The following is a 25,597-nucleotide window of genomic DNA, read 5'->3' as shown; positions in this document are numbered from 1 at the left end:
TCGTTCGTCGCCGAGACCCTACGCTGTTAGGTATTGAAGCGATAGTCTGGGCCCCCGTCTCCCGTGGTATGGCACAAGCGAACGCGAACTGGCAGCTGTACGTGGAAGAGAACGTTCTCGTGGCTGACTTCCCGGCCGACATGGAGACGAACGAATCGGTGTTCGCGGCGGTCAACGAGGAGTTCGAACGGCTCGCCTCGCGCGAGGAGGTGGACACCCACGTCTCGGTGATGGGTATGGACGCGCCGCTCAACAGCGACGTGTTCGAGAAGGCCCAGGAGGCCGCCGCGGTCGGGACGGAGTTCGGGATCACGACGTGGATCCTCGTCTCCGAGGGCATCAAGAACCGCGCGCTCCAGAGCAAGGTCGGCACCATCGAGGGCGTCGACACCGAGGTCGCCTCGTCCGTCGACGAGGCGATGGAACTGGCCGGTCGGTAACCGACCGTACGACGGCCGCGGCGTCCGACCCCTACCGACCTGCTACTCCCGAGCGTCGTCGACGAGGTCGCTCGCGACGCCGGTGTAGCCGGCGGGCGTCAGCGCGTGCAGTTCCGCGCGCACGTCCTCGTCCACGTCCAGGTCGTCGATCATCGCCTCGAAGTCGGCCATCGTCACGTCGCGGCCGCGGGTCGCCTTCTTGACGTGCTCGTAGGCGTCGTCGAAGCCCTCGCGGCGCAGCACCGTCTGGACGGCCTCGCCGACGACCTCGGGGGTCGCTGCAAGGTCGTCGGCCATCACCTGCTCGTTCGGGACGACCTTCGCCAGGCCGTTTTCGAGCTTCGAGTAGCCGATGAGACAGTGAGCCAGCGCGGCGCCCATGTTGCGCTTGACCGTCGAATCGGAGAGGTCTCGCTGGAGCCGCGAGGTCGTGACGTAGTCGCCGAGGAAGACCAGATCGGAGTTGGCCTTCGAGAGGTTGCCCTCGCTGTTCTCGAAGTCGATCGGGTTGACCTTGTGGGGCATCGTCGACGACCCGGTCTCGCCCTCGGCGGCCTCCTGACCGAGGTAGCGGTCGGAGACGTAGAGCCACACGTCCAGGTCGAGGTCGAGCAGGACGTTGTTGGCCCCACGGAGCGCGTCGAAGAGGGCCGCCAGGTCGTCGCAGGGGTTGACCTGCGTCGTCAGCGGCTCGTGCTCCAGTCCCAGATCGTCGACGAACGATTCGGAGAACGCGCGCCAGTCCACGTCCGGGTAGGCGGCGTCGTGGGCGGCGTACGTGCCCGACGCGCCGGCGAGCTTGCCCGAGATCTCGTCGGTCGCTCGCTCGATGCGGCCGAGCGCGCGGCCTAGCCGCGAGGCGTAGACGGCCAGTTCCTTGCCGTAGGTCGTCGGTGTGGCGGGCTGACCGTGGGTGCGGGCGAGCATCGGCAGGTCGCGGTACTCGCGGGCCTCCTCGATCAGGGTGTCCCGAACGTCCCGGAGCTGTGGGACGAGCACGTCCTCCACGGCCGGCTTGACCAGCAGGCGGTGGGCGAGGTTGTTCACGTCCTCGCTGGTGAGCCCGAAGTGGATCCAGTGGGCGGCGTCGAGGTCCTCGGGAAGGAGTTCCCGGACGAAGTACTCGATCGCCTTCACGTCGTGGTTGGTCGCCGAGTACTCGCCGTAGCCCTCGGTCTCGATCCGTTTGATCAGCGCCGCGTCGTCGTCGTCGAACGCCTCGTAGACGGCCCGCAGGTGGTCGCGCTGGTCGCCGTCGATCTCCAGCGGCGTCTCGGGCAGGTCGGCGAGGGCGATCAGGTACTCGATCTCGACGCGAGTGCGCGCTCGCATGAGCGCCCCCTCGCTGGCGTAGTCGACCAGCGGTTCGGTGTACCGCGCGTAGCGTCCGTCCAGCGGCGAGACGGCCCGGAGCGGCGATCGGTCGGTCATGGTCGCCCGTGCGGTGAGTCGACCAAAGAGCGTGTCGGTCGGCGGGCGCCACCGTCCGCGGCGGACGAGTCCGTCGGCCCGCCGTCGGGGCGACCGTGTCGACCGTGTCGACTGTGTCCCCGCCGATTCGCAACTACTTTGCGCGGCCGCGGCGGCCCTTCGAACATGCAACTCGCAGGGATGGCGAGCAACCGCGGGCGGAACCTGTTGAACATCGCCGACCGCGCCCCCGGGGGCGCCGAACTCTCGGTCGTTCTGACGAACGACGCCGACGCGCCCGTCCTCGACGCGGCGGCCGAGCGCGGGATCCCGACCGAGGTCGTCGAGCGCGAGGAGGGCGAGGATCGGCGCGACCACGAGGAACGCGTCCTCGACGCCCTCTCGGACTACGACTTCGAGCTGGTGGCCCTGGACGGCTACATGCGGCTGCTCTCCGATACGTTCCTCGACGAGGCGCCGACGACGCTGAACGTCCACCCCTCCCTGCTGCCCGCCTTCCCCGGCATGGACGCCTGGGGCGACGCGCTCGACTACGGCGCGGACGTGGTCGGCTGCACCGTCCACGTCGTCACCGACGCCATCGACGACGACGGCGAGATCGTCGAGGCGGAGGTCGACGGCGGCCCCGTCGTCACGCAGGAACCCATCCCCGTCTACGAGGGCGACGACGAGGACGACCTCAAAGAGCGCGTCCTCTACGAGGGTGAGTTCAAGGCCTACCCGCGCGCCGTGAAGTACTTCGCCGAGGACCGCGTGTCCGTCGACTTCGACGCGAACCGCGTCTCCGTCGAGGGGGCGACCGGCGGCGACCTCCCTGCGCGCCTGTTCAGCTCCGAGGACCGCGCCGCCGACCTGCGCTACGGGGAGAACCCCCACCAGGACGCCGCAGTCTACGAGGACGCGACGGTCGACGAGGCCAGCGTCGTCGGCGCCGACCAACTGAACGAGGGCGCCAAGGCCCTGTCGTACAACAACTACAACGACGCCGACGGCGCGCTCAATCTCATCAAGGAGTTCGACGAGCCCGCCGCCGCCGTCATCAAACACACCAACCCCGCGGGCTGCGCCACGGCGGACACGCTGGCCGACGCCTACGCCGACGCGCTCGCGACCGACCCCAAGAGCGCCTTCGGCGGCATCGTCGCCCTAAATCGCGAGTGCGACGAGGAGACCGCCGCCCAGATCATCGACTCGTTCAAGGAGGTCGTCGTCGCGCCCGGCTACACCGACGCCGCGCTGGAGACGCTGTTCGAGAAGGACAACCTGCGCGTGCTGGACGTGAGCGACCGGTACGAGGTCACGGAGACGGTCACCGAGAAGAAACTCGTCGGCGGCCGACTCGTCCAGGAGCGCGACACCCAGAAACTGACCGCCGACGACCTGGAGGTCGTCACCGAGCGCGAGCCCACGGACGAACAGGTCGAGGCGATGCTCTTCGCCTGGCAGACCATCAAACACGTCAAGTCCAACGCCATCGTCTTCGCGAAGGGAACCGAAACCGTGGGCGTCGGCGCCGGCCAGGTCTCCCGCGTCGACGCCGTCGAGATCGCCGACATGAAAGCCGGGAAAGACGCCGAGGGCAAGGACGCCCAGGGGGCCGTCATGGCCTCGGACGCATTCTTCCCGTTCCCGGACGGCATCGAGAAGGCCGCCGAGGCGGGCATCGAGGCGGTCATCCAGCCCGGCGGCTCGAAGAACGACGACATCGTGACCGAGGCCGCCGACGAGCACGACATCGCGATGGTCATGACCGGCCAGCGCGCCTTCCGCCACGACTGAGGTCCGCGACCCGATCCCGTCGCGGTCGCTCCCCGGGACCGTCCCGAACCGGTTCGACGGCGTCTAGCGAGCGTGAAATCGCGCCGTTGCTTTGAACTGTCGGGCGTCCAGTGAGTGCGACGTGCGCAGTCGACGGGCACGCCGCGGGCTCTCGCCGGTGATCGGGACGGTGTTGCTGGTCGCGATAGCCGTCCTGCTGGCGTCGGCCGCCGCCTACGTCGCCTTCGGCGCGACCGAGGAGCGCGAGCCCGCCCCGGAGGTGACGATGGATCTCGAACCGGGCGAACGGCCGGCGGCCTACGAACTCGAACTCACCAACGGCGAGCGGCTGGACGGTGAGAAGGTCGCGCTCCGCGGCGCGGCCGACGAGAACGCGCTGCGCAATCGGGATCTCCTGGCGGGCGACAGCGTCGCCGTCTTTCCCGTCCGCGAGCGACTCCAGTTGGTCTGGTTCGGCGAACACGGTAGCAGCTACGTCCTCCGGGAGTTCGAAGTGGAGCCGGGCGTCCCCGAGGCCGACAGAACCTGTCCGTGGTTGGAAGGGGAGAAAGCGGACGGCGCATCGACGATCACGATCGACTTCGTGCTCGAATGCGACGTGGTCGCACAGGTCGACATCACGCTCGAAACCGGTGGCGTCGTGGTCGGCTCCATCGACAGCCGGAACGGGAACGTCGACATCGACAACGGCGACCTGACCGTCTACGGGCCGGTCGCGGCCGACCAGTCCGTCGACATCGACGACGCGAACGTCGTCGGGTCGGTCAGCGCGGACGACGATATCGCCGTCGACGGCGCGGAGATCTGGGGCGACGTGCGCGGCCCCGACGTGGACGTCGACACCGCGACCGTCCAGGGGTCGGTCAGGAGCGCCAATCAGGTCGACCTCGACGGCGTGACCGTCACGGGCCACGTCTACGCGCCGAGCGTCTCGTGTTCCGACAGCCCGACGATCGACGGCGAACCCTGTTCGAGCTACGCGCCGAAGGACCCGAGCGACTACTGAGCGGGCGGGGCGACCGCGGCCGTCGCGGTCGCGGCGGTCGACGGCCCAGCGCGACCGAACCGGCGGGACGCTCCCCGACCGGGCGATTTACGGTCCGAGGGGGCGGCCGATACGCCATGACCTACCGAGCCATACAGGTCGGGACCGGCGGCCAGGGCGGCCGCTGGTGCGACACGTTCCTGCCGCCCAATATCGAGAAGGACCTGATCGAGGTCGTCGCCGCCGTCGACGTGAACGAGGACGCCCACGAGAACGCCGTCGAACACCTCGGCGTCGACCCCGAGGACTGCTACACCGACGCCGAGACCGCCTTCGCCGAACACGACGCGGACTTCTGCACGGTCGTCACGCCGCCGTGGACCCACGAGGCGGTCGTCGACGCCGCGGTCGAACACGACCTGGACATCCTCTCGGAGAAACCGATCGCCGACACGCTCGAAGCGTCCGTGCGCATCGCCGAGAAGGTCGACCGCGCGGGCCTGAAGATGGGCGTGACCATGAGCCACCGCTTCGACCGGGACAAGACCACGTTCCGTCGGCGCCTGCGCTCGGGCGAGCCCGGCCCGCTGGACTACCTCGTCGGCCGGTTCACCTGCAACGCCCGCACCTACGGCGCCTGGGGCGCCTTCCGCCACGACATGGAGAATCCGCTGCTGGTCGAGGGCGCGGTCCACCAGCTCGACTTCCTCGCCGATATGGCCGGCGCGAAGTGCGAGCGCCTCTACGCCGACACGTGGCTCCCCGAGTGGGCCGAGTACGAGGACGACGTGCAGGCCACGGTGCAGATGCGCTTCGAGAACGGCGTGCGGGCGACCTGGGAGGGCGCGAAGGCCAACGCGACCACCCTGAACGGCTGGGGCAGCGACGCCCTCCGTGCGGAGTGTCGCGACGAGACGCTCGTGCTCGACGACCGCGAGATCGAACGCTACCCGTACGACCAGGCGGGCGAGACGGTCGTCGGGGTCGCCGACGCCGACCCCGAACCGGTCCCGCTCGACGAGCAGGACGCCTGGGGAAACACCTGGCTGGTCGAGCAGTTCGTCGAGTGGCTCGACACGGGCGAGCCGATGGCCACCGACGTGGAGTCGAACCTCCAGTCGGTCGCGCTCGTCGAGGCGGCCATCGAGAGCAGCGAGCGCGACGAGGCCGTCGACCCGCAGGCGCTGCTGGCCGAGACACGCGAGTCCGTCGAACTGTAGCCGGGTACGTTCCCCGTCGGCGACGACCGTCCCCGCTCCCGCCGTGAGCCTTAGGTGCGCCCGCGACCTGGACGGGGTATGGGACTGACACAGCTGGCGCGGAACCACGTCCCGGCCGCGGTCGTGCTGGCGCTGGCCTTCGCGGCGCTGTCGGCCGTCTCGGTCGCCGGGGCGACCGGATGGGTGGTCCTCGCCGCCCTGGAAGTCGGGACGGCGTCGACGCTCGGGACTCTCCTCCCCCTGTTCGCCCTCGGGACCGTCCTCGGACTCCCGCTGACCGTCGCCGCAGCGGTCGTCGCCGCCGTCGGCGTGGCCGCGCACGTCTCGTCCGTCGTGACGGCGAAGCGCCGCGCGGCGAGCACGCGCCTCGGGCAGGTCGCCTCCCGGATCGAGCGGCATCCGCTCGCGCGACTCCTGGGAGTCGCCGCCCTCGTCGAGGACATCGACACCCGCTCGCCCGAACGCCGCGCCGACGACCGGATCGAGCGCCTGAAAGACCGCTACGTCGACGGCGCCCTCTCGGAGTGGGAACTCGAAGAGCGGACGCGGATCGTCCTCGACGAGGAGGGCGTTCCGAGCCGGCGTCCCAGCGGGCTCGACGACCGGCTCCGGGACGCCGAGCGGAGTTGAGGGCCGCATCCGCCGGCGGTCGCGACCGCCAGGGTGCGGGCGGGACCCCTCTCGGCCGAACCGCGGGGCCGCGGTCGGGGAGCTTAGGTACTCGGAGCGACAGGGGCCGAACATGGGACTGACGGACTGGGCCAGCGACCACCTGCTGGCGACGGTCGCGATTTCGCTCGCCTCCCTCACGCTAGCCGTCGTCTCCGCCCTCGGCGTCGCCGGCTGGCTGCTCGCCGCGCTTTTGGGTCTCGGCGGCACCGGCACCCTCGGCTCGCTGTTGCCGCTGTTCGTCGTCGGCCTCGTCGTCGGCGTGCCGGCGACCGTCGTCGGGCTGGTCGCCGTCGCGGTCGGCATCGCGGCCCGCGCCTCCTCGGCCGTCAACGGCACGACGGAGATCGCCGGGATCCGTCTCGGCCGCGTCGCCTCCTACGTCGAGCGGGAGAACGAGTACGCCCGGATGGTCGGGCTCGCGGATCTCGTCGAGAACTTCGACACGCGCTCGGCCGAGCAGCGCGCCGACGACCGCACCGAGCGGCTGAAGGAGCGCTACGTCGAGGGCGAGATCTCCGAGTACGAGTTCGAACAGCGGATGCAGACCATCCTCGACGAGGAGGGCGTCCGGCGCGACCGCGTCTCGACCATCGACGACGAACTCCGCGCGACCGAACGGAACTGAGTCCAGCCCGACGACCCGCGTCGGCGCATCGAGTTCGACCGCCGCCGCGGGGTGAACGGGCCGGGAACCGAACGCGCCGCGGACTAGCTTCGAGCGTCCGCGGAGTCACCCGAGCCGACACGGATGTCCGCGGGGACCCGCGGTACCCGTGGGAGGTCGACCGGCCGCGGTTCGAACCCGTACGTGAACCCGTATCTCCGCTCGCTCCCGTCCGGTCGGGAGACGATACGCTCCGTGGCCGAGCGGATCACTCCGTCGGTCGTGATCCGGACCGTCGCGTTGTACGCCGCGACGTTCTCGGCGGCGTACAGCTGCCCGCCCGCGTACCGGTCGGCGCGAAGCGTCACGACCGTGGCGTCGTCCCGGTCGTCGACGCCGGCGACGGTGAAGTTGCCCCGGCGAAGCGCCCCCCGGAGCGGGTTCGTGGCCGTCGAGAGGCCGCGGAGCGACCGGTCGAACAGTCCGGTCCGGTTGCGCGTGTTGTCGAGCGTGACGTTCCCGCCGGCGACGGTGTACTGTTTGACGGCCGTTCCGTTCGCGGCGATGACCGTCGTCCTGTTGCCGGTCTCGTTCCCGACCGCGCGCCGCGCGTGGGACACGTACCGAACCCGCGTGAGGTTCGGTCCGGCCGCCGCTCGCACCGTCGCGACGATCGCGCCGTCGCGAACTGTCGAGTTCGTCGTGTGCGTCACGACGCCCGGCGTCTCGACCACGTTCGTCTGATGAGTCTCGACCACTCGCGTGACGTTACGAACGCCGCCGTCGGTCAGCCCCGCCGGAAGCCGGTCGGGCGAGGGCGACGCGGTCGGAGAGGGGGTCGCCGTCGGGGTCGGCGTTGCCGTCGGCGAGGGTGAAGGCGTTGCCGTCGGGGTCGGCGCTGCCGTCGGTGAGGGCGAGGCGGTCGCCGTCGGTGTCGCGGTCGGCATCGCGGTCGGTGTCTGTGTCACCGACTGCGTCGAGACCGACGGTTCGGTCGTCGATGGAGTCGGCGATCCGGTACCGGAGAGACTGCTACAGCCCGCCAGGGCGACGAGCAGGAGCAGTCCGGCCGCTACGGCCGTGCTTCGCGACGGTCCGATAGAGGGCATGCGCCAGGTGATATCGACGTTGCGAACAAAAGCGCCGCGATCCGGCGCACTCGGCGACGACGGCGACGGTGTTCCGCTCGCCCGGCACTGCGGGCACCGCTCGACCGACGCGCAGAGCGCGCCGAGCGGGGCTTCGCACGAGACGATGGCGCAGTTATTTCCGGGGGCTGGCCCAACGGTGAGACATGGGACGAACGCTGCTGGGGATCGACCTCGACGAGTCGCCCGTCGGTGGACTCGTCGAGGGACTGCTCTCCGACGAGGACCTGGAGAAGCTCACCGACGGCGGCCGCGACGTGGACGACGACCGCACCGCGGACGCGAACGACGAGGCGGCGGTCGGCGGGGACGCCGAGACCGACGTCGGCACGGACCTGGTCGACGACGCGGTCGAGTCCGGTGACGCCGACGACGCCGGCTCGTCGGACGCCGAGTCGATCCCCGTGGGGACCGGCGGGGACAGCGGGAGCGCCCCGTGGGACTCGCCGAGCCCGGAGGGCCCGGACCCGGTCCCCTCGCCGGGCGCCGAGGACGTCGACGACGAGGACGGCGGCTGGAAGGCGAAGCTCCGGCCGGTCCTGCTGAAGGCGGCCGCCGCGCTGGTCGTCCTCGCCGTCGTGGCCTTCGTCGCCTACCGGTACCTCGGGAAGGCCAAATCGGTCGCGAGCGACAAACTCGGGAGCGACGACGAGGTCGACTCGCCACCGACCACCGGCGCGGCCGACGCCGACGTGCCCGCGGCGCGCCGCCGGGCGAAGGCGCCGGAGCGCGACGACCGCGAGGAGTTCGCCGACCGCCCCGTCGACGAGACGGTCGCTCACGCCGAGCGCGCGGAGACGGCAGGTGAGTCCGGAGCGGCCGACGACGAGGGAGCGGACCGCGAGGCAGACGACGAGGGAGCGGACCGCGAGGCAGACGACGAGGAACCCGACCGCGAGGCAGACGGCGAGGAACCCGACCGCGAGGCAGACGGCGAGGAGCCCGACACCGTCGGGCGGCCGACCGCCGATTCGGACGTGGGCGCGCTGGTCGGGCTGGCCGCGCTCGCGCTGGTCGCCGCGGTCGTCCGGAAGTTCGGCGAGGACCGCGAGTACGACCCGCTCGTGGACGGGCCGGCCGGCGACGATGAGTGAGGGCGGCGCGAGCGGCCGCGGCTCGGGCGACGGCGGCGACCGGGATGACGGCGACCCCGACACCGACCCGCTCGCTCGCCTCGCGGACCGCGAGGGGTGGCGCGTCGAGGGGTCGGCCGCCCGCGTCCACTACGAGGGCGAAGGCGACCGTTACAGCGTCGAGTTCTACGCCCCGAGCGACTGCGTGGTCTACTGGAAGGTCCCCCCCGAGACGGGCGGCGAGACGGCGGTACCGGTGAGTCGCGAGACGGTGCCGACGCCGCTGCGCGAGCGGATCCGGATGGACCTGGACGCGGCGGGCGTCGACCCCGAGATCGAGCGGCGGTCGCTGTAGCGGGCCGGGCCCGCGGCGGTCGGCGTTTCGTGACGACCGTGTCGTGAGTCGTGACCGGGTGGTTGGGGACTCCGACAGGCCTAAGCGCGCCCATCCGGAATCGCACGTGCATGGAGTTTCACGAGGCGGCGGACTTTCTCTTCGATCTGCGACGGTTCGCGCCGCGGCCGGGGCTGGACCCGACGCGGGAGCTGCTCGACCACGTCGGCGACCCCCACGAGCGACTCGACTGCGTCCAGGTCGCGGGGTCGAACGGCAAGGGCAGCACCGCCCGGATGGTCGAGCGGGCGCTCCGCGAGGCCGGCCTCTCGGTCGGGCTGTACACCTCGCCGCACCTCGACGACGTGCGCGAGCGGGTCCGCGTCGACGGCCGGCCGATGACAGAGTCGGCGGTCACCGAGTTCGTCGAGTCGTTCCGCGAGTACGCGACCGAGCGGGCGACCGACGGCGACTCGCCCACCTTCTTCGAGACGCTCACCGCGATGGCGCTGTGGGAGTTCGACCGACAGGACGTGGACGTGGCCGTCCTCGAAGTCGGTATCGGCGGGAGCCTCGACGCCACCAGCGTCGTCGACCCGATCGCCAGCGCCGTCACCGCCGTGACGCTCGAACACACCGACCTGCTCGGCGACACCGTCGGCGAGATCGCCCGTGACAAATCGGGCGTCGAACCCGCCGACGCGCCGCTGGTGACCGCCGCCACCGGCGACGCGCTCGCCGCGATCCGCGAGGAAGTCGACGAGGTACTCACGGTCGCCGACGCCGAGTGGCGCGAGCCCGAGGACCCGGACGTGACCGTCGCGTACGGCGGTCGCGAGGGGCTGGAGGGGGCCGTCACGGTCGAGGGGAACGGCTCGCTCGACGGCGGGGACGAGGCGGGCGACGGGGGGTGGGCCGTCGACACGCGCCTCCCGCTGCTGGGCGCTCACCAGGCGCGCAACGCGGGCGTCGCGGCGGCGCTCGTCGGGCAGGTGGCCGACCGCCTGGGGGTCGACGCGGCGACGGCGGCCGTCGAGCGCGGCTTCCGCAACGCCCACTGGCCGGGGCGGTTCGAGGTGATGGACCGCGAGCCGCTGGTCGTCCTCGACGGCGCGCACAACCCCGGCGGCTGCGAGACGACCGCCGACGTACTCTCGACCTTCGACTACGACGAGGCCCACCTCGTCGTCGGCGCGATGACCGACAAGGACCACCGCGGGATCGCCGCGGCGTTCGCCGACGCGGATCTGGGCCGCGTCGTCGCCTGCCGCCCCGACCACGACCGCGCCGAGTCCGCCGAGGTGGTCGCGAGCGCGTTCGAAGCGGAGACCGGCGCCGACGTGCGAACCCACGAGCCGGTCGCGGGCGCGCTCGACCGCGCGCTCGACGCCGCCGGACCCGACGACGCCGTCGTCGTCTCGGGGTCGCTGTACGCCGTCGCCGAGGCGCGAACCCGCTGGTCCCGACCCGCCGTCCCGCTCGACGTGGACTCGGTGGCCGACGCCGAGGCGGCGCTGGCCCGGGCGCACGTCGGCGAGGCGGACGCGACGGCGGCAGCCGGCGACGCCGTCCACCGCGTCCTGCGGATGCGGCTCCGCCCGCGCCGCGCTCGCCGCCTGCAGTCCGAGCTGCGAGCGCTGGGCGGGGAGGTCGCCCTCTCGGCGCTGGCCGACCAGGACGAGGAACGCGTCGACGCGGTGGCGATGGCGACCCGCGCGCAGTTCGACCGCCTCGCCGACGCGCTCGCCGGGCGCGAGGACGACCTCGCGCCGCTGGCCGACGAGATCCGGGCCGGCCTCGGCGCGTCGCCGACCCCGAACGCGGCGACGCCGACGCCCGACGCCGAGCGGAGCGCGGCCGACCGCGACTACCCGTGGGCCGACGGCACCGCCGTGATGGGCATCCTCAACATCACGCCCGACAGTTTCCACGACGGCGGCGAGTACAACACCGTCGCCGACGCCCGCGAGCGCGCCGAGCGGATGGTCGACGCCGGCGTCGAGATCCTCGACATCGGCGGCGAGTCGACCCGCCCCGGCGGCGAGGTCGTCCCCGCCGAGGAGGAGATCGAGCGCGTCGTCCCGGTCGTCGAGGCGGTCTCGGACCTCGACGCGATGGTCTCCATCGACACGCGCAAGGCCGAGGTGGCCCGCGCCGCGCTCGACGCCGGCGCGGACCTGCTCAACGACGTGTCCGGGCTGGAGGACCCGGAGATGCGACTCGTCGCCGCCGAGTACGACGTGCCCGTGGTCGTCATGCACAGCATCGAGGCGCCGGTCGACCCGACGACGGAGGTCGAGTACGACGACGTGGTCGACGACGTGATCGACTACCTCGCCGAACGCGTCCTGCTGGCCGAGAAGGCCGGCCTCGACCGCTCGCAGATCCTCGTCGACCCCGGACTGGGCTTCGGGAAGTCCGCCGCCGAGAGCTTCGAGCTCCTGGGTCGGCTGGACGAACTCGCGGCGCTGGGCTGTCCGATACTGGTCGGCCACTCCCGGAAGTCGATGTTCGACCTCACCGAGGGCGGTCGCGAGGGCGCGCTCGACGAGACGGTCGCCGGGACGGCGCTGGCGGCCGAGCGCGGCGCCGACGTGATCCGCGTCCACGACGCCCACGAGAACGTCGCCGCCGTCCGCGTCGCCCAGGCGGCGGCCGACCCCGACCGGTTCGACGAGGAGTGAGCGGTCGCGCCACCGCACTGCGGTGTGGGACCGTCTGACTGCCCGCCGGTAGGCTTTTTCCGCTCTCCGCCGGGACCCGAGACATGGACGACGAGCCGACGCCGAACGACGGGACCGCGCCCGACGGCCGTTCCGAGGAGGACGGCCGCGATCTCGACGAGTGGGCGAGCGCCGTCATGTCGGGGTACGACGGCGTGGCCGAGGCGTACGACGACGACCGCGACCCGGCCCACGAGCGCCGACTCGTCGAGGCGCTGGCGGCCGACCTGCCCGCCGACGCCCGGGTCCTCGACGCGGGCTGCGGCGGCGGCCGCGCGGTGCTGGAGGCACTCGCCGACGAGTACGACGCCGTCGGCGTCGACCTCTCCGTCGAACAGCTGGCACTGGCCCGCGAGCGCGCGCCCGGGGCGGCGCTCGCCCGCGGCGACCTGACGCGACTGCCGGTCGCCGAGGGCGCCGTCGACGCGGTGACGGCGCTGCACTCGGTGATCCACGTCCCGCGCGAGCACCACGAGCGGGCGTTCGCGGAGTTCGCTCGCGTCCTCCGACCCGGCGGGCACCTGTTGCTGACGACGGGTGTCGGCAACTGGGAGGGGCGCAACGACGACTGGCTCGACAGCGGCGCGGCGATGCAGTGGAGCTTCCACGGCCGCGATCGGAGCCTCGAACTGCTCGATTCGGTGGGGTTCGACGTGACCGAGGAGACCGTCCGCGACGACGAACTCGGCGGCGGCGAGTGGCTGTTCGTCCGGGCTCGGCTGCGGGAGTGACGGGCGCGGTCCGGGCGGACCGACATCTCGGGAGCGGCCTCCGACCGATTCCGCTCAGTTCAGCGTCGGTCGATCGACGACGGGGAACCGGTGGCCGCAGCGCGGACACTCGACGAGACGCTCCCCGTCGGTCTGGACGGTCTCGAACGAGCGAGCGAGGCCGGTCTTCCCGCAGTCTGGACACCGGCGGAGGAACGGTGGGATCATCGGCGGTCACCGACCGGTAGGCGGTCGAACGACAAGGCTCCGTCGGGGGCCCGTCGCTACAGTAGCCCGCGGTCGGCCTGCAGGTCCCGGTAGGTCTGCAGATAGCGTTCGAGGACGGCGTCGTGGTCGAACTCGGCGTACTCCTCGTCGACGGTGAGCCGCTCGAACTCGCCGGCGTCGACGATGGCGTCGGCGATCTGCTGGGGGTCGGTCGCGCGGAAACTGCGTTCGGCCTCCTCGATGAGCTCGTGGGCGCTGGACTCGGCCTGGTACTCGACGATGCCGACGCAGCCGCAGGCCAGCGCCCACAGCAGTTCGCTCGCGAAGTACTCCCGGTGGGCCGTCTGGACGAACGCGTGGGCGCCCTTGTAGTAGGCCACCCGCTCGGCGCGGTCGCAGGCGCCGGCGAAGGTGACCCGATCGTCGATGCGCAGGTCCCGGACCTGCCGCTCGTAGCCCTCGCGCTCGGGGCCGTCGCCGACGATGGTCGCCGACCAGTCGCGGTCGCGCAGCTCGGCGAGGCCGAGCAGGAAGCTCTCCAGGTTGGCGCTCTCGTCGAGGGGGTGGGCGTAGACCACGTCGATCTCCTCGGCGGGGTCGGTCTCCCTGACGGTCTCCATGTCGACGCTCTCGGGGACGACCTGCGTGGTTTCGGCGGTCGCGCCGCGCTCGCGGACGCGCGTTCGGACCATCTCCGAGGGCGTGTCGACCATGTCGGGGAGCGTGGCGGCGCGGTCGGCGAACCGGGAGCCGTCGACCGACTCGTCGCCGAACCACTCGACGACGAGCGGTGCGCGGGCCACCGTGGCGCCGAGACTCGCGGCGAGGACGCCCGTCGGCGGGTCGGGCCGGGCGTGGACGATATCGGGGCCGAACAGGGCGAGCAGCGCGGGGAGGCGAACGGCGAAAGACGTGAGCGCGGGGGAGATGGTGACTCCGCGGTAGGTGACGCCGTCCCGCTCGACGGTCTCGTCGGACCCCTCCCAGAACTGGGTGCAGAAGACGGTCACGTCGTGGCCGCGGGCGGCGAGGTGGCGTGCGACGCGTTCGAACCGGCGGGCGCCTTCGGTGTCGCGATAGTGAGTCGTCTCCATCGAGACGAACGCGACGCGCATACGCCGGAGGACGAGGTGGGATGTCAAAAATCCCCGTCATCCCGGCGGCGACCGGTAAGGCGACCGTACCGGAGTAGCCGCGTCGAGCCGTCGCCGAAGTAAGTCGCACCTACCACGCAGGAACGTTTATCACCGGCTGCAGGGATCGGGGCGGTAGTGAATCGACGGGCGTTCCTCGGGGGCGCCGGTGTGGCGCTGTCGCTGGGAGTCGCCGGCCGCCGCGCCGCGAGCCCGCCGGACCCGGTCGTCGTCCGCGTCTGGTTCAGCGAGTCCGCGGCCACGCACGACGCGCTCCCCGCTAGGGTCGAAGGCTACCTCGGCGCGGCCCTCGGCGAGGCGGTCGACGCCGTCGAGATCGAGTTCGCGCCGTCGACGGTCGCGTTGCCCCACGAGGGCGGGAAGACGTCGCTCGGCGTCGACTGGCCGATGACGGTCGCCGAGGGGATGGTCGGGATGGCCGAGATCGACCCCGTCGGCGACGTGAACCTGCTCGTCACCGACGGCGACCCGCGGCGCCAGCCCGCCGGGTACGCTCGTCCGCGGATCGCCGCCACCACCGGCGGAGCCTACATCGCCCGGATGGCGCCCGCCGAGGAGACGCCGCCGGTCGTCCCCTACTCGATCCCGGCCGCGGCGACGCAACTGGTGCTCCACGAGTGCGGTCACGCGCTCGGGGTCACTCACCGCCACGGGACGGCGCGCCGCGAGGGCGACGCCCTCGTCGCGAGCCCGATGGTCGGGAGCTACCTCTGGGCGTCCGAGCGCGTCCGCGAGCGTCACCTCGACGACGAGAGCGCCTGCGGCGGCGCGTACCCGAGCGCCGACGACGCGACGGAGCGGCGGCTCGGACTACGATACACCGACTGCGCCGCCCGCGCGCTGCGGTGACGGCGAAAAATGTCCGAACGGTCGTCGACCGGAAGCGTTAGCTCGCGGCGTCCGTCTCGGTCTCCGTCTCGTCACCGAGGACGCCCGTGTCCGTGTCCGTCTCGGTTTCGTTCCCCATGACGCCGCCCTCGTCCGTCGCGGTGCCTTCGCCGCCGGCGAGGCCCTCGGCGGTCGAGGTCTCGTCGGGGAACCCGTCTTCGGTGTCGGTCTCGGTATCCATCGCGTCGTCACCTTGCGTCTCGGTGTCCATCGTATCGTCTCCCTCCGTCTCCGTCTCCATCACGTCGTCCCCCTCGGTCTCGGTCGCGGGTTCCATCACGTCGTCACCTTCCGTCTCGGTCTCGTCGCCGATGGCGGGCGAGGTATCCTCTCCGTCCTCCCCGTCTTCGCCGATGGCTGCTGTGTCGGTTCCGGCGCCTGGGCCGGGGCCGCCGCAGCCGGCGAGGGCGACCAGGGCAACGATACAGACTGTCGCGAGTGCGCGGTACATGCGTTTTCGCGTTGGAGCGTCCGCCGTTTCGTTATTCGCGGCCATTCGAGCAACGTTTCCCCAGTTGTGTCCGTCTCGGCAGGGCTGACGCCCCTTACTGTGTCGCCCTGACATACCACACCAGCGGGCCAGTCCCGTCTGGGGCTGTCTTTTTATCATCTGTCTGATGTGACGGAGCCGACCGGGAACTCGACTGCGGACGGCGCGGGACGACTCCGCTCGATCGAGGACGCCGTCCCGACGCCGAGCCGGACGGTGGACGACGGATCCGACTGCGCGACACGGACTGCACCGGCGCTACGACGGCGCGAGCACTGACCGAACGGCCGCCGGGGCGGTCAGTTCGCGGTGTCGGTCTCGGTCTCGTCCTCGACGATCCCGTCGTCAGTCTCCGTTTCGTCACCGGTGGCTCCGCCGTCCTCCGGTTCGGGCGTGTCAGTCGGAAGCGGCGTGTCAGTCGGAAGCGGGGTGTCCGTCGGGAGCGGCGTGTCCGTCGGCGCCGCCGTCAGCGTCGGCTCGGGCGTGTCCGTCGGAGTCGGCTCCGGGGTGTCGGTCGGCTCCGGAGTGTCGGTCGGTTCCGGTGTGTCGGTCGGTTCGGGCGTGTCCGTCTCCATCGCGTCGCCTTCGGTCTCGGTCTCGTCGCCGATGGCGTCGCCGTCGTCGTCGCCGATGTCGGCCGTGTCGGTTCCGGCGCCCGGGCCGGGGCCGCCGCAGCCGGCGAGGGCGACCAGGGCGACGATACAGACTGTCGCGAGTGTGCGGTACATTGCGTGTTGCCCAAAGGGAGTGCGCTGTTTGGTTATTGGCGGGCATTCGAGGAAGGGACGTAACGTTTCCTCCGTTGTGTCCGTCCCGTCGGCGTCAAACCCCCACTTACTGCCGGAGTCTCTCACGCCTACCGCCGCGGTCGTCCGCCGCGTTCGCCGCCGGTGGCGAATCGGCCTCGCTCGCACGCCCGGAAGGACTTTCTCCGTTCCGCCGCTTGCCCGGGGTATGTACGACCTCGACCGGTATCTCAACGTGCGGAGCGCCTACGGCGCCTCCTTCGGGCCCGACGGAACGCTGTCGTTCCTGCTCGACGCCACGGGCACCCCACAGCTCTGGACGCTCGACGAGCCCCGGGCGTGGCCCGTCCAGCGCACGTTCTTCGAAGACAGGGTCACCTTCGCCTCGTGGTCGCCCGAGCGCCGCGAACTCGCCTTCGGCATGGACGAGGGCGGCGACGAGCGCGCCCAGCTCTACCGCCTCGACGCCGACGACGGGACGATCACGAACCTCACCGCCCGCCCCGACGCCAAACACCGCTGGGGCGGGTGGTCTCACGACGGCGACCGCTTCGCGTTCGCCTCGAACCGCCGCGACGAGTCCGTCTTCGACGTGTACGTCCAGGGCCGGACCGGGACCGGCGACGACGCGACCCTCGTCCACGAGGGCGACGGCTGGCTCTCCGTCGGCGGCTGGGCGCCCGACGACGACCGCCTGCTCGTCTCGCGGGCCCACTGGAACTTCGACCAGGACCTCTACGTCCTCGACGCCGAGTCGGGCGAGCGACGACACCTCACGCCACACGACGGCGACGTGCGCTTCACGAGCGCCCAGTGGAGCCCCGACGGCGACGCGCTGTACCTGACCACCGACTACGAGTCGGACACGAAGTTCCTCGCACGGCTCGACCTGACGGCGCTCGGCGACGACCCCGACGAGTCCGATCTGGCGGCGGCGCTCGACACCGTCGCCGACGGGGGCGAGTGGTCGGTTGGCGGCGTGGCGCTGGACGACGAGACCGGCCGGCTCGTCTACTCCCGAAACGTCGACGGCTACACCGACCTGACCGTCGGCGAACTCGCCGGCCCCACGGAGATCGACGAGTTCCCCGCGCCGGACCTGCCGGGCGGGATCGCCGGCGGCGTCGCCTTCGACGAGGACGCCGAGCGGTTCGCCCTCTCCGCCACGGGTCGCACCGAGAACACGAACGTCTACGTCGTCGACACCGAGACGGGCGAGTTCGAGCGCTGGACCGACGCCTCGACCGCCGGCATCCCGAAGTCCTCGTTCGTCGAGCCCGAACTCGTCCGCTACCCCACGTTCGACGAGCGGTCGATCCCGGGCTACTTCTCGCTGCCCGACGACTGGTCGGCGGGCGAGACCCCCGTCATCGTGGACATCCACGGCGGGCCGGAGAGCCAGCGCCGGCCCTCCTTCGCGGGGCTGACCCAGTACTTCCTGTCGCGGGGCTACGCCGTCTTCGAGCCGAACGTCCGCGGGTCGACCGGCTACGGCCGCGAGTACACCCACCTCGACGACGTGGAGAAGCGGATGGACTCGGTGGCGGACATCGAGGCCGCGGTCGAGTGGCTGACCGACCACGAGGCGGTCGACCCCGACCGCGTGGTGGCGATGGGCGGCTCCTACGGCGGGTTCATGGTGCTGGCGGCGCTGACGGAGTACCCCGACCTGTGGGCCGCCGGCGTCGACGTCGTGGGGATAGCCAACTTCGTCACGTTCCTGGAGAACACCGGCTCGTGGCGGCGCGAACTGCGCGAGGCCGAGTACGGCTCGCTGGACGACGATCGGGAGTTCCTCGAATCCGTCTCGCCGATCAACAACGTCGAGTCGATCGCGGCGCCCCTGTTCGTCCTCCACGGCGCCAACGACCCGCGAGTCCCCCTCGGCGAGGCCGAGCAGATCGCCGAGGAGGCCGCCGCCCAGGGCGTCCCCGTCGAGAAGCTCGTCTTCGACGACGAGGGCCACGGGATCACCAAGCGCGAGAACCGGATCGAGGCCTACACCGCCGTCGTCGACTTCCTCGACGAACACGTCTGAGCGGAGTGAGATGACGATGACCGAAACCAAGCTCGCCGAACGCTCGCGCGAGCGGGTCGCCGACTGGCTGGCCGACCTGCGCGAGCGCTACGACGGCTTCGAGCGCGTCGAGAAGCGCTGGGAACTCGCTGCCGGGGCCTACGAACGGGACCGCGAGCGGATCGCCGCGGGCGCGAACGGCGGCGCGGGTATCTGGGTCACGAACGGCGACGGCGAGGTGCTGCTCGTCCGCAACGAGGGCGACGACGGCTGGGCCGACCCCGGCGGCAAGCGCGAGGCCGGCGAGTCCTTCGAGGCGGCCGCGCGCCGCGAGGTCCGCGAGGAGACGGCCGTCGAGGCGACGATCACGGGACTGCGCGAAGCGCACGTCCTCGAACTCGTCGACGGGACCGACCCCGACCGGCCGGCGCTGACCAGCCTCATCGCGATCTTCGACGGCGAGTACGCGGGCGGCGACCCGCGCCCGCGGGAGGGGGAGATCGCCGCGGTCGAGTGGGCCGCGTCGCCGCCCGAGGCGGTGCTGTATCCCGAGGTCGCCGACCGACCGTATCCGGCCAGCGAGTGACCGCGAGCGGTCGGCGACCCGCTCGCAAGTGCGAACGTCCGGGGTCCGACCGACACGCGATCGGCCCGTCCGTGGCCTGAACGAAGGGACGGGTTTATCCCGGTCCCGACGCAGATGCGGACGATGTCCGTGGCCGAGGTCTCCCGCGACAGGGTGGAGGAGCGGCTGGTCGCGCTGGAGGACGAGTACAGCGGGTTCCCGATCAACCAGACGACGCTCGCCGTGCCCAGCGACGCCTACGAGCGGGCCGGCGGGCGCTGCGAGCGCGGTATCGTCGACGCGTACGTCCAGCTGTACAACGACAGCGAGGACGTGCTGCTGGTCGAGCGCGACGGCGAGTGGGTCGTCCCCCACGGCGAACCGGCGACCGACGAGCGCGTCGTCCCCGGGACCGAGGCCGCGATCCGGCGGTCGACCGGCGTCGACTGCTCGCTGACCGATCTCACCCGCGTGACGATCCTCGGCGTCCGCGACGAGGACGACCCCGACCGCCCGCCCGTCTACCGGCTGATCGCCGTCTTCGTCGCCGAAACCGACGATTCGGGCGCGACCGTCACCGCGCCGGTGTCCGGTGGGAGCCGTACAGCCGGCACGAACGGCGACGCAGCGACCGACGGCGACGCGGCCGAAGCGACCGACGACGCGGTCGGCACGAACGGCGACGCGGCGGGAGACGACGCCGACGACTCGACGCCGGAGGGCGTGCGCTGGCACCCGACGCTCCCGGAGTCGGCGGTGCCGTCGCACTGACGCCGTCCCGCTCGCGGCGAGACCCCGGTCCACCGGAACACTTACCGCCGCGCTGTCCCCTACACCCGGCAGTGGCAGCCATCGAGACCGACGGGCTCACGAAGCGCTACGGGTCGGTCGCCGCCGTCGAGGGGCTGGACCTGACCGTCGAGAGCGGGACCGTCTACGGCTTTCTCGGCCCCAACGGCGCCGGCAAGACGACCACGATGGGACTGCTGACCGGACTCACCCGCCCCAGCGACGGGTCGGCGACCGTCGCCGGCATCGACGTGCGCGACCGCGACCGGCTGGGCGAGCGGATCGGCTACGTCCCCGACACGCCCCCGCTGTACGAGAAGCTCACCGCCCGCGAGCAGCTCTCCGCGGTGGCAGACGTGCGCGGGCTCGACCCCGAGCGCGCCCGCGACCGGGTCGATACACTGTTCGACCGGTTCGACCTCGCGGCCGCCGACGACCGCATCGAGAGCTACTCGAAGGGCATGAAACAGAAGACCAGCGTGATCCAGGCCATCGTCCACGAGCCCGCGGTGCTGTTCCTCGACGAGCCGACGAGCGGACTCGACCCCAACGCCGCGCGGACGCTCAAGGAAGTCCTCACCGAACTGCGCGACGCGGGCACCGCCGTCTTCCTCTCGACGCACGTCCTCTCGGTGGTCGACGAGCTCGCCGACACCGTCGGGCTGCTCTCGGACGGGCGACTGCTCGCCGAGGACGACCCCGAGCGGCTGGTCGCCGACCGCGACGGCGACACGCTGGAGGACGCCTTCCTCGAGCTGACGAGCGACACCGATCTCTCGGCGCGGCTGCGCGAGTCGCCATGACCGGCCCGGCCGTCGTCGTCACGCGGACCGCCCTCCGCCAGACCTACCGGCGAGTCCGCGAGTCGAAGCGGATGACCGCCTTCTTCCTGCTGATCCCCGGCTTCTTCGCGCTGCAGGTCTCCGGGCTGGTCGGCCCGGGCGCCTACGACCTGGGCCAGCGGTTCGCCGCCGGCGAGGTCGCGCCGGTCGTCACCCGTCTCCGCGGGACGGTGCTGTCGGGCGTCGTCCTGCTCGTCCTGATGGGGGTCCTCGGCGCCGCGGGGGGCAACAGCGAGTTCAAGGACCGCTACGTAGCCTTCCTGACGGCGACGAGCACCCGCGCGGTCGCCGTCGGGAGCGTCGCCCGCCAGACGGCCGTCTGGACGGCGCTGTTCTGGCCGGTCGCGCTCGCCGGCGCGGTCGCGTTCGCCGTCGGCGCCGAGGCGCCGGTCGCGGCCGTCTCGCTGGTCGCGGGCAGCCTCTGGCTGTTCGTCGTCGCCGGCGTCGCGACGGCGCCGATCGGCTTCGGCGCCCGCTGGCTGCTCGACGGCTACGGCCTCTCGAAGAACGCCCGCTTCGGCCTCGGCGTCGGGATGCTCGGACTCTTCTATCTCGTCCTGTTCACCCGCGAGACCGTCGGCGCCGCGCTGGGCGCGACCCCGCTGTCGTGGGCCGGCGACCTGCTGCTGTTGACCGTCCGGGACGCCGGCGCGTCGCCCGCCCGCGCCGGTGGCTTCCTCCTCGCCACGGTCGGGCTCGTGTTCGGCTCGCTGGCCGCCTCCGTCCGCCTCGCCGAGGCCGTCTGGTACGACGACCGCGCGCTCGGCGACGACGAGGACGGGGCCGACGACGACCCGGCGACGGCGACGCCCGTCAGGGACGTGCTCGCGTCGGTCGTCCCGCGGCCGACCGCCGCGCTCGTCGAGACGACCTGGCGCCGCACCAAGCGCACGCCGAAGACGCTGTGGTACGTCTACCCCGCGATCTTCGTCGGTCTCGTCATGGCCGAACAGCTCGTCTACAGCGGCCCCTTCTCCGCGGCGATGTACGCGCCGGTCGTCGCCTTCACCGGCGCGCTCGCCGCCGGCAGCGGCTTCACGCTCAACCCGCTCGGAACCGAGGGCGACGCCCTCCCCGGCCTGCTCACCGCCGGCGTCTCCAGCGAGACGTTCGTCCGCGCGAAGGCCTACGCCGTCGTCCTCCCGGCGATGCCGCTGCTCGTCGGCGCCGCCCTGGGCACCGCCATCGGCGTCGGCGTCGGCTCCGCGCTGGTCGTCGCCGCCGTCGGCGTCTTCGCGGTCGCGATGGCGGCCGTCGCGCCGCTGTGCTCGCTGGCGCTCGGCGTCCACTACCCGCCCGGCGACGAGGGGCTGCTCGGCGAGGACGTGCAGATCCCGAACAAGTCCGCCTCCGCGGCCTACACCCTCGGGATGGTCGTCGTCGGCGCGCCGGGGTTCGGCGCGCTCGGCGCCTACGCACAGGGCGCCGTCGACCCCGTGACGGTCGTCGGTGGCGTCGGCGCGACGGGCGTCCTCGCCCTCGTCGTCGCCTGGGGGGGCTACCGCCACGCGGTCGCGAAACTGGACGCGTACTCCGTCGAGTGACGGGGACGGAACCCGGGGGCGGGCCGTCGGCGCGGCCCTCTCTCAGTCCAGCGTGACCCAGGTGAGGAAGGCGATCGCCAGCGTTTCGAGGAGGTGAAAGAGCAGCAGCGCCTCCCAGGCGACGGCGGGGACCTGCGTGCTGAACCAGGCCCGCCGCAGCTCGTCGAAGAGGTAGAAGTACAGCGCGAAGGCGTTCTCGGCGAACAGCAGGGCGGCGAAGACGAGCATCCCGAGGGTGTGCTTCGAGCGGAGCCGCCAGTAGTTGCGCGCCCAGACCGCGCCGAGGACGGCGAGCATGGCGAGGTTGAGCGCGACGGCGACGCGCGCGATCGTGAACAGGGTACTCATCTATGGGGCTCCGTGGTGGGGTCGTCGGGTGGTCGGTGCTGTCGGGTCATGAATCGTCCGGTCGGTCGAGCTGATCGACGATCGTCTCGACGGTGTCCCAGTGGGCCTCGACGGTGTCCGAGGGGAGATACACCGCGCCGTAGTCGTCGCCGCTCGATTCGAGCACGTCGTTGTCGGTGAGCACGTCGAGGTGGTGGCGCACCGTGTCGTAGTTGAGGTCCATGTCCTCGGCGAGCTGGTTGGCGTTGCGCGGTCGGGTGTCGAGCGCGCGGAGGATGCGCACCCGATTGAGCCCGCCGCGCGTGCCCGCCAACACGTACCAGAGGACCGCCTCCATTGGCGATTACCCACTCGGAGGGCCTACGTAAACGCATCGACCGCCAGCGGGGACGGGAACCGGTGCGTGGACGACGACGGCATCGTTCGACCGCCGCTCACTCCTCGACGATGAACTGGCCGGCCACTTCGGTGACCTCGCTCATCGTCATCGGCTCGTCGACGCCCGCCGGGAACGGCGAACTCACGTTGACCTCGTTCAACAGCGCGGCGTGCCGGGCCTCGACGCTGTGGATGCCGATCGCCGCCGAGAAGACGGCGTCGTTCGACACGGTCGGCGCCGCGCCCTTGTAGGCCGCCACGCCCGTGTTCTCCAGCGCCTTCGCGACGCCGAGGAACTCCGTCGGCGTCGAGTAGCCGAAGTCGTAGGTGGCCTCCTCGACGGGCGTCCCGCCGAGCTGCTCGACGGTGTCGGAGAGCGCCGTGACGTGGGCCGCCTCGTGGGCGCCCGCGGTTTTCAGGTGTTCGGGGACGGCCATCCGGAGTTCTTCGCCGAACTCGGAGAGCGCATCTGCGTTCATCAGCTCGCTGTCGCTGAACTCGTTCAGCCCTTCGCGGTAGAAGGCGTTCTCCAGGTGCTCCAGCGTCAGCGCGTAGTTGAGCACGTTCACGTCGGAGGTGTCGTCCTCGACTTTGCGGTCGTGGGTCGGGCGGTCGTCGCCGGTCTCGTAGACGCTCGGGTCGACCTCGCTCGTGACGAACTGGCCGGCGATCTCCAGCACCTCGTCGATGGAACGGGCCTCGTCGACGCCGTTGGGATAGGGACTGTCGCCGTTGATCAGGTTGAGGAAGCTCGCGTGGCGGGCCTCGACGCTGTGGATGCCCGCCGCCGCCGCGAGCACGTCGTTGTTCACGACCTGCGGCGCCGCGCCGGCGTAGGCGGAGACGCCGGTGTTCTCCAGGGCCTGCGCGACCGCGAGGAACTCCGTCGGCGTCGAGTAGCCGAAGTCGTACTCGCCCTCGCCGACGGGCGTCCCGTTCAGGTTCTCGATCGTGCTCGACAGCGCGTCGACGTGGGCGGCCTCGTGGGCGCCGACCGTCCGCAGGTACTCCGGCACCTCCATCCGGACGGTCTGTCCGAAGCTCGACAGCGCGTCGGCGTTCATCAGCTCGCTGTCGCTGAACTCGTCGAGCCCCTCCCGGTAGAAGACGTTCTCCAGGTGCTCCAGCGTCAGCGCGTAGTTGAGCAGCGGCACGTCCGGCGCGGCCATCGCGTCGGTCGCGGTCGGCTCGTCGGTGGGCGTGTCGGTCGGTTCGGCGGTCGGCGTCGCCGTCGGGTCCATCGTGTCGGTCGCCCCGCCCATCATCTCCTCGGGCGTGGGCGTCGGCGTGTCGGTGGGGGCCATCGTGTCCGTCGAGCCGCCGTCGCCGCCGTCGTTCGAACAACCGGCCAGTCCCAGCGCCGCCAGCGAGACCGTCGCGCCCAGGAATTTGCGCCGCGTTCGGCCGTCGGCGTCGTCGTGTCGGGTCATGATTCCACTCGGTCGGAGGGTCCACCCACTAAAGGTAATTTTCCGACGTGTGACATAATTGCCCCGGGCGTTCGCCGAGCGTGGGCCGGAACTCTCTCCCAAATTCGGGGGAACTTCCCGCGTCGAGTCGCGGGTTCGACGGACAGTGCGCACCGGGGAAGGTCCATACCGGCCCGTGTCCCGTCGCGAACCGAAACCGACTCCCGTCGAGCGCGGGCTCTTGAAACCATGTCAGAATCCGATGGAATCAGCGTCGAGGGGCAGAACGTCGTCGTCATCGGCGGCACGAGCGGCATCGGGCTGGAGATCGCCCGGGCGTTCGCCCGCGACGGCGCCGACGTGGTCGCGACCAGCCGCTCGGAGGAGTCGGTGGCCGAGGCCGCCGCCGAACTGCGCGACCTGGGCGCCGACACTGTCGAAGTCACCTGCAACGTCCGCGACCCCGAGTCGATCGCGAACCTCCGGGAGACCACCGAGGACGCCCTCGGCACCGTCGACACGCTCGTCACCTCGCAGGGCTCGGTCGCGACGACGCCGGTCACCGAGATGAGCGAGGAGGAGTGGGGCCAGGACATCGACGTGCTCCTCACGGGGGCGTTCCGCGCGATCAAGGAGTTCGGCGCCGCCATGGACGAGGGGTCGATCGTCAACATCTCCTCGATGTCCGCCGAGCAGTCCCGCGAGGCCCGGCCGAGCTACGTCTCGGCGAAGGCCGGCCTCAACGGTCTCACCCGCGCGACCGCGGCGGACCTGGGGCCCGAGGTTCGAGTGAACGCCATCGCCCCCGGCTTCGTCAAGACGGAACTGGCAGGGCCGAAGCTCGAAGACGGCTCGGAGTTCCGCGAGGGCGTCGACGAGCGCACGCCGATGGAGCGGGTCGCCACCCCCGACGAGATCAGCGGCGCCGCCCTCTACCTGGCCAGCGACGCCGCCTCCTTCACCACCGGCGAGATCATCACCATCGACGGCGGCTACGACCGCAGTTCGGTCTGAAACCGAGGTTCTCGACAGCCAACGCGAGGCCCCCCTGCGGCCGGCATCGAGCTACGCCGCTCCGGG

26 protein-coding genes are annotated in these 25,597 nt (G+C 71.5%); 17 read left to right on the top strand and 9 right to left on the bottom strand.

Annotated features, from left to right (window positions below; all coding sequences use genetic code 11):
* Window positions 1-68 precede the first annotated feature (68 nt).
* Window positions 69-440 (top strand): hypothetical protein, encoded by a 372-nt coding sequence (locus HZS54_RS09335; protein WP_179922187.1) that lies wholly within the window; start codon window positions 69-71, stop codon window positions 438-440.
* A gap of 42 nt (window positions 441-482) precedes the next feature.
* Here the strand turns inward: HZS54_RS09335 and purB are convergent, their stop codons facing one another.
* Window positions 483-1,871 (bottom strand): adenylosuccinate lyase, encoded by a 1,389-nt coding sequence (gene purB / locus HZS54_RS09330; protein WP_179922185.1) that lies wholly within the window; start codon window positions 1,869-1,871, stop codon window positions 483-485.
* A 165-nt stretch (window positions 1,872-2,036) separates the two neighbouring features.
* Here purB and purH point away from each other — a divergent pair, with 165 nt between their 5' ends.
* The 5 genes from purH to HZS54_RS09305 all read left to right on the top strand — a co-directional run bounded on the left by purH (window position 2,037) and on the right by HZS54_RS09305 (window position 7,152).
* Window positions 2,037-3,650: a bifunctional phosphoribosylaminoimidazolecarboxamide formyltransferase/IMP cyclohydrolase gene (purH, locus tag HZS54_RS09325; RefSeq protein ID WP_179922183.1), complete on the top strand. Its 1,614-nt coding sequence runs from the start codon at window positions 2,037-2,039 to the stop codon at window positions 3,648-3,650.
* Window positions 3,651-3,771: 121 nt separating this feature from the next.
* The gene (locus HZS54_RS09320) at window positions 3,772-4,656 is read left to right on the top strand and encodes a type IV pilin N-terminal domain-containing protein (protein WP_179922181.1); all 885 of its coding nucleotides are present in this window, start codon (window positions 3,772-3,774) and stop codon (window positions 4,654-4,656) included.
* 116 nt (window positions 4,657-4,772) lie between these two features.
* A complete protein-coding gene (locus HZS54_RS09315; protein WP_179922179.1) occupies window positions 4,773-5,855 on the top strand; it encodes a Gfo/Idh/MocA family protein in 1,083 nt (360 codons plus the stop codon).
* A gap of 78 nt (window positions 5,856-5,933) precedes the next feature.
* Window positions 5,934-6,485 (top strand): SHOCT domain-containing protein, encoded by a 552-nt coding sequence (locus tag HZS54_RS09310; protein WP_179922177.1) that lies wholly within the window; start codon window positions 5,934-5,936, stop codon window positions 6,483-6,485.
* Between the two features lie 112 nt (window positions 6,486-6,597).
* A complete protein-coding gene (locus HZS54_RS09305) occupies window positions 6,598-7,152 on the top strand; it encodes an SHOCT domain-containing protein (RefSeq protein ID WP_179922175.1) in 555 nt (184 codons plus the stop codon).
* An 83-nt stretch (window positions 7,153-7,235) separates the two neighbouring features.
* Here the strand turns inward: HZS54_RS09305 and HZS54_RS09300 are convergent, their stop codons facing one another.
* Window positions 7,236-8,240 (bottom strand): hypothetical protein, encoded by a 1,005-nt coding sequence (locus HZS54_RS09300; RefSeq protein WP_179922173.1) that lies wholly within the window; start codon window positions 8,238-8,240, stop codon window positions 7,236-7,238.
* Window positions 8,241-8,425: 185 nt separating this feature from the next.
* Here HZS54_RS09300 and HZS54_RS09295 point away from each other — a divergent pair, with 185 nt between their 5' ends.
* From HZS54_RS09295 to HZS54_RS09280, 4 genes are all read left to right on the top strand, one after another.
* Window positions 8,426-9,373, top strand: coding sequence for a hypothetical protein (locus tag HZS54_RS09295; protein WP_179922171.1), 948 nt, complete (start codon window positions 8,426-8,428; stop codon window positions 9,371-9,373).
* Window positions 9,366-9,707 (top strand): DUF7538 family protein, encoded by a 342-nt coding sequence (locus HZS54_RS09290; protein ID WP_246391873.1) that lies wholly within the window; start codon window positions 9,366-9,368, stop codon window positions 9,705-9,707. The genes HZS54_RS09295 and HZS54_RS09290 overlap by 8 nt, the downstream gene beginning before the upstream one ends.
* A gap of 110 nt (window positions 9,708-9,817) precedes the next feature.
* Entirely contained in the window at window positions 9,818-12,370 is a 2,553-nt protein-coding gene (gene folP, locus HZS54_RS09285; RefSeq protein WP_179922169.1) for a dihydropteroate synthase, read from the top strand.
* A gap of 83 nt (window positions 12,371-12,453) precedes the next feature.
* Window positions 12,454-13,140, top strand: coding sequence for a class I SAM-dependent methyltransferase (locus HZS54_RS09280; RefSeq protein WP_246391871.1), 687 nt, complete (start codon window positions 12,454-12,456; stop codon window positions 13,138-13,140).
* 54 nt (window positions 13,141-13,194) lie between these two features.
* On the opposite strand, the gene HZS54_RS09275 is transcribed toward HZS54_RS09280, so the two are convergent.
* Window positions 13,195-13,347, bottom strand: a complete 153-nt coding sequence (locus HZS54_RS09275) for a hypothetical protein (RefSeq protein WP_179922167.1) — start codon at window positions 13,345-13,347, stop codon at window positions 13,195-13,197.
* Window positions 13,348-13,403: 56 nt separating this feature from the next.
* Window positions 13,404-14,462 carry a glycosyltransferase gene (locus HZS54_RS09270; protein WP_179922165.1) on the bottom strand — a complete coding sequence of 353 codons (1,059 nt, stop codon included), beginning with the start codon at window positions 14,460-14,462 and terminating at the stop codon, window positions 13,404-13,406.
* 156 nt (window positions 14,463-14,618) lie between these two features.
* Between HZS54_RS09270 and HZS54_RS09265 the strand changes: the two genes are divergently transcribed.
* Window positions 14,619-15,350, top strand: coding sequence for a hypothetical protein (locus tag HZS54_RS09265; RefSeq protein WP_179922163.1), 732 nt, complete (start codon window positions 14,619-14,621; stop codon window positions 15,348-15,350).
* 37 nt (window positions 15,351-15,387) lie between these two features.
* Here HZS54_RS09265 and HZS54_RS09260 read toward each other — a convergent pair whose 3' ends face one another.
* Together HZS54_RS09260 and HZS54_RS09255 are read right to left on the bottom strand one after the other, a co-directional pair.
* Entirely contained in the window at window positions 15,388-15,840 is a 453-nt protein-coding gene (locus tag HZS54_RS09260; protein ID WP_179922161.1) for a hypothetical protein, read from the bottom strand.
* Window positions 15,841-16,178: 338 nt separating this feature from the next.
* Window positions 16,179-16,607 (bottom strand): hypothetical protein, encoded by a 429-nt coding sequence (locus tag HZS54_RS09255; protein ID WP_179922159.1) that lies wholly within the window; start codon window positions 16,605-16,607, stop codon window positions 16,179-16,181.
* A 226-nt stretch (window positions 16,608-16,833) separates the two neighbouring features.
* Here HZS54_RS09255 and HZS54_RS09250 point away from each other — a divergent pair, with 226 nt between their 5' ends.
* From HZS54_RS09250 to HZS54_RS09230, 5 genes are all read left to right on the top strand, one after another.
* On the top strand, window positions 16,834-18,663 hold the full coding sequence (locus HZS54_RS09250; RefSeq protein WP_179922157.1) for a S9 family peptidase: 1,830 nt from the start codon (window positions 16,834-16,836) through the stop codon (window positions 18,661-18,663).
* 16 nt (window positions 18,664-18,679) lie between these two features.
* Window positions 18,680-19,228 carry an NUDIX hydrolase gene (locus tag HZS54_RS09245; RefSeq protein ID WP_179922155.1) on the top strand — a complete coding sequence of 183 codons (549 nt, stop codon included), beginning with the start codon at window positions 18,680-18,682 and terminating at the stop codon, window positions 19,226-19,228.
* Window positions 19,229-19,351: 123 nt separating this feature from the next.
* Complete coding sequence (locus tag HZS54_RS09240; protein ID WP_179922153.1) at window positions 19,352-19,978, top strand: hypothetical protein; 627 nt, start codon at window positions 19,352-19,354, stop codon at window positions 19,976-19,978.
* A 71-nt stretch (window positions 19,979-20,049) separates the two neighbouring features.
* A complete protein-coding gene (locus HZS54_RS09235; protein WP_179922151.1) occupies window positions 20,050-20,799 on the top strand; it encodes an ABC transporter ATP-binding protein in 750 nt (249 codons plus the stop codon).
* Window positions 20,796-22,382: a hypothetical protein gene (locus HZS54_RS09230; RefSeq protein WP_179922149.1), complete on the top strand. Its 1,587-nt coding sequence runs from the start codon at window positions 20,796-20,798 to the stop codon at window positions 22,380-22,382. The genes HZS54_RS09235 and HZS54_RS09230 overlap by 4 nt, the downstream gene beginning before the upstream one ends.
* A gap of 42 nt (window positions 22,383-22,424) precedes the next feature.
* On the opposite strand, the gene HZS54_RS09225 is transcribed toward HZS54_RS09230, so the two are convergent.
* The 3 genes from HZS54_RS09225 to HZS54_RS09215 all read right to left on the bottom strand — a co-directional run bounded on the left by HZS54_RS09225 (window position 22,425) and on the right by HZS54_RS09215 (window position 24,538).
* Complete coding sequence (locus HZS54_RS09225) at window positions 22,425-22,730, bottom strand: DUF8036 family membrane protein (RefSeq protein ID WP_179922147.1); 306 nt, start codon at window positions 22,728-22,730, stop codon at window positions 22,425-22,427.
* A 46-nt stretch (window positions 22,731-22,776) separates the two neighbouring features.
* Window positions 22,777-23,067: an ArsR/SmtB family transcription factor gene (locus HZS54_RS09220; protein WP_179922145.1), complete on the bottom strand. Its 291-nt coding sequence runs from the start codon at window positions 23,065-23,067 to the stop codon at window positions 22,777-22,779.
* Window positions 23,068-23,164: 97 nt separating this feature from the next.
* Complete coding sequence (locus tag HZS54_RS09215) at window positions 23,165-24,538, bottom strand: ferritin-like domain-containing protein (RefSeq protein ID WP_179922143.1); 1,374 nt, start codon at window positions 24,536-24,538, stop codon at window positions 23,165-23,167.
* A 228-nt stretch (window positions 24,539-24,766) separates the two neighbouring features.
* Between HZS54_RS09215 and HZS54_RS09210 the strand changes: the two genes are divergently transcribed.
* Window positions 24,767-25,531, top strand: coding sequence for an SDR family NAD(P)-dependent oxidoreductase (locus tag HZS54_RS09210; RefSeq protein ID WP_179922141.1), 765 nt, complete (start codon window positions 24,767-24,769; stop codon window positions 25,529-25,531).
* The last annotated feature ends 66 nt before the right edge of the window (window positions 25,532-25,597 follow it).

The sequence above is a fragment of the Halosimplex pelagicum genome (assembly GCF_013415905.1).
Taxonomy (GTDB): domain Archaea; phylum Halobacteriota; class Halobacteria; order Halobacteriales; family Haloarculaceae; genus Halosimplex; species Halosimplex pelagicum.
Note: the sequence above shows the minus strand (reverse complement) of the source record. Positions and strands in the feature narration are given on the sequence as shown.